General features: G+C 39.2%; 6 protein-coding genes. 1 reads left to right on the plus strand and 5 read right to left on the minus strand.

The window, feature by feature from the left end; translation table 11 throughout:
• The 5 genes from HOO90_RS02540 to HOO90_RS02560 all read right to left on the minus strand — a co-directional run.
• The coding region (locus HOO90_RS02540) for an SDR family NAD(P)-dependent oxidoreductase (RefSeq protein ID WP_292839157.1) at positions 1-246 on the minus strand (246 nt) is incomplete at its 3' end.
• Between the two features lie 3 nt (positions 247-249).
• Positions 250-885 (minus strand): glutathione S-transferase family protein, encoded by a 636-nt coding sequence (locus tag HOO90_RS02545; RefSeq protein WP_292839159.1) that lies wholly within the window; start codon positions 883-885, stop codon positions 250-252.
• Between the two features lie 32 nt (positions 886-917).
• A complete protein-coding gene (locus tag HOO90_RS02550) occupies positions 918-1322 on the minus strand; it encodes an MAPEG family protein (protein ID WP_292839161.1) in 405 nt (134 codons plus the stop codon).
• 275 nt (positions 1323-1597) lie between these two features.
• Positions 1598-1864, minus strand: a complete 267-nt coding sequence (locus HOO90_RS02555; protein WP_292839163.1) for a nuclear transport factor 2 family protein — start codon at positions 1862-1864, stop codon at positions 1598-1600.
• On the minus strand, positions 1861-2544 hold the full coding sequence (locus tag HOO90_RS02560) for a hypothetical protein (RefSeq protein WP_292839165.1): 684 nt from the start codon (positions 2542-2544) through the stop codon (positions 1861-1863). The genes HOO90_RS02555 and HOO90_RS02560 overlap by 4 nt, the downstream gene beginning before the upstream one ends.
• A gap of 65 nt (positions 2545-2609) precedes the next feature.
• On the opposite strand from HOO90_RS02560, the gene HOO90_RS02565 reads away from it, so the two are divergent.
• Positions 2610-3608, plus strand: coding sequence for an AraC family transcriptional regulator (locus HOO90_RS02565; RefSeq protein ID WP_292839167.1), 999 nt, complete (start codon positions 2610-2612; stop codon positions 3606-3608).
• The last annotated feature ends 38 nt before the right edge of the window (positions 3609-3646 follow it).

A 3646-nucleotide genomic window follows, 5' to 3' on the forward strand; every position in this document is an offset into this window, starting at 1 on the left:
ATCTACTTCTCCCATCTCATTTCTAATTGTCTCAAATGTACTATTTACCGAAGTTTCACTTGCGATATCACAAATATAAGCTTTGGAATCAGCGATTTCTTTTGTTAACTCTAATATGAATTCAATACTCCGAGCGAGTAACGCAACTTGATACCCCATTGCGCTAAATTGACGAGCAAAGGCGGCCCCATTGCCAGGCCCTACGCCGACAATAACACAAACTTGTTTCTTTGATTTTGTAAGCATGATTTAGCCTTTCCAATGTGGTGGATAAGTTTTTGTGAAGTAGGGTAATTGCTCAATTCTTTGCATTAATCTATTGAGTTTTGGCCAGATTCGCTCGCTAGGTCCAAGTTGCGGTCGCCTTTGATGAAATCTTCTAAATAATGCCAATAATGGGTAAATAGCAAAATCAGCAATAGATATATTTCCAGCGAAATAATCGCTATTTAATATATTTTCAAAATAAGTTAATTCACTTCCTATGCAATTTAAAGTTGTCAAAATTTCTGCTAGTTCGCCATCTCCTTCAGTTCTAAGCAATGTGAGCTCCATTAATCGTCGCAAAGCTGGATAAAGATAGCTATAACCTTCAGCTACTAAGCGGCGAGCAATTGCACGTTCAGCAATATCTTTTGGTAGAAGAGAGTTTTGTGGATATCGTTCTTCAAGATATTCGACGATAGCAGTAGCCTCCCACAAAGTTAAATCACCGTCTATTAAGGTAGGTACTTTTCCGTGCGGATTGATCGCTAGGTATTCAGGTTTCTTCAACTCACCATTTTGAAGAGACCGTAAATTTAATTCGTAATTTAGATTTTTATGTTCCAAAACCAGCCACACATACCATGCAAAAGGTGAACCTGAACCATAATAAAATTTCATAAAATATCTTTCTTAAAAATTGGGTGGAGATACTAAATAGCACGAAGCAAAGTAGCTGCTAAATACATTTGGCTAAAAAAGCCAGCTGTAAATGCCAATGTACGTATTAAAGGCACAGCTAAAATGTATGCCAGCACATGAACCAGCCTTGCATAGAAATACACCATGCAAGCTAAAGCAGTTGAAGTATTGCTCATTCCAGTTATTTGAATGGCTAACACCAATGGTGCAAATAGCACTAAATTTTCAACTGCATTTGCATGTGCTCGTCTCATCCTTTCCGCCCATTGCGCATTAGGTTGTAGTTGTGGAGGTCTTAGGGTAGCCCAAACTCCAGTTTCAAAAATACGATTTAGGATAATTGGCATCCAAAAAATTGCTGTCATTAATATTGTTAAAACTAGCCAATATAATTCTGTTGATAATGTGTGATTCATTGGTACTCCTGAGTATGATGGTTAGCGTTATTAGTTATGAAGTGATTAAGGTTTACCACGTACAGCTTGTTGGTACTCAATAAGTAGTATTGGATCGTCAATTGAGCCATGATGATGGATTTGTTTCCAACCAACATCAGGGCCTAACCACTGAAAGATACGACTTGTGCGTATAGGCAGGGGTATTGAGATATCACCTTTAGTAAACTCCCCATACTCCCGTCCAGCAAAAATTACCATGTCATTACTTTGATATTCAACGATGTCATTAAGCTCTACCACACCATTGCAGGACCTGTGAAAATGCGTTTGTATAAGCCAGCAATTGCTTCATAGCCTCTTAAAATTTCACCTAAAGGATTGTTCAGTTGGATGAGTTCATCATTTGCCCATATCTGAGAGAACACATCCATATTGCGATGATTGAATGCGTAATAAAAAGACTCTAGCAATGCCCTTGCACCGTCGATAGAATATTGTTTCGTTTGGTGAATGCGATTTGTAGAAGTTCGCCCATAACTATTAGAAGTATGAATAATCATGCTAATGCTTTCTGAGTATTCACATTCCTTGATTGCATTAACTTCCATATCGATACAAGATGGAACCATAGCCATAATGGTGCAGGTAGGAATACGGCATACATCATTGGATGGAATGGCGTAATCGTAGGTAGCAGTACGAGGGCTAAAGTACTAGCCACAACTAAGATGTCGACCATGCCAAAAATATTAGCAAACCAAGCACGACGTTCACCATCAACGTCTGTGGCTAATGTAAACCCTGCAATTAGACCAAAAAATCCTGCACCTATATGTGTCCAACCATCCAGAATGCCAAAGGTTTGTGGTAAGCCACCTAAACTAGCCTGCATTAAGAAATTAGCACCAAAAAACACGCGAACACCTTGTAGTAAAAGTAATTGCTTTTGGCTAAGCGATAACAACCTATCTCTGATTGGTGTAACCAATAAAAGCAAAGCACCTACAACGCCAACTGCAACAAAAATAATCAACAGAAAAGCAATCTCTGAGATATTTTCTGGGAACAGGCTTTTAGTTGAAAGACCTAGATGAAGCAGACCTAGCCAAGTAAGCATTCCGATGCCGATACCTATCGGTAACTTGCCATTCTTATCACTAAGGGATAAAACCCATAAAGTATAAATAATCATGGTGATATCTAGAAAAATTGCGAAAGGTGCTGTAGTAAATAGAGTCATATTGAAATCCCCTTTATTAAGTGATATTGTGATGAGCAGAATAGCAACTAAATATGGTGCAAACAATGATTGAAACAACCTTAAACTATGCTGAAACAACTAAAATTGAAAGCAATAAGTGTGTTTTAAGTGATGTTCTTAAATCCATGCGTATAAGTGGAAGCTTACTAATTAATGAAGACTATGTACCTCCATGGGGCGTAGCGATACCTAATGCAGTTAAGCTTCGAAGCTTGTTAAAATTAGGAGCAGAAACTCAAGTTGTGGCTTTTCATTATGTTAATCGCGGTTTTATTGAAGTAATTCCCGAGGCAGGTGAATCGATTATGGTTGAAGCTGGTGGGATGGTTATTTGCTTTGGTGGCATTGCTCATCACATCTCACAGAATTCAGATAAACCGGCGATTCCAGTTGAATCAATACTTAGTGGTGGAATGAATCCCTTTGCACCCAATGAGAAAAATATCGCACGAAGTACATCTGTGATGTGTGGTGTGTTCATGATGCAGAATTTGGAGATCAATCCGCTTTTTAACGCACTCCCGAAAATTCTCCACGTTTCTGCATCAACTTCAAGTGCTTACAATAATTTAACTAAAATTCTAAGTTGGATGGATAGAGAAATTGATCAATCAACTAAATGTACATTTGTAATTGAACGCTTGCTAGAGTTGCTAAGTGCAGAAATCATGCGAGTTCAACTTGAGAGTACAGCGATAGATTCTAGTTGGTTCTCTGCAGTTAATGATCCAGTGATAGGTCGCGCACTTTCTCTAATCCACGCCCAACCTGGAGGTATTTGGTCAGTAAATCGATTAGCTGATGCGGTTGCCATGTCACCCTCAAGATTTGCTGCTAGATTTACCAGTGCTTTAGGCGACAGTCCTATGGCATATGTCACAAAATGGCGAATGAATGTGGCGGGAAGAATGCTGGGAGATTCGCAACAAAGGATTGAGGAAATTGCATCCTCCGTTGGATATGAAAATGTGGCAGCGTTTAGCAGAACCTTTAAACGCCATTTGGGAGTTCCACCAAATGCATGGCGGACTCGGCAGTTGTAATTGAGACTGATTGGCATCGGATGTCGGCTTAGGGTCGA

The sequence above is a fragment of the Methylotenera sp. genome (assembly GCF_013141425.1).
In the GTDB taxonomy this organism is placed as follows: Bacteria; Pseudomonadota; Gammaproteobacteria; order Burkholderiales; family Methylophilaceae; genus Methylotenera.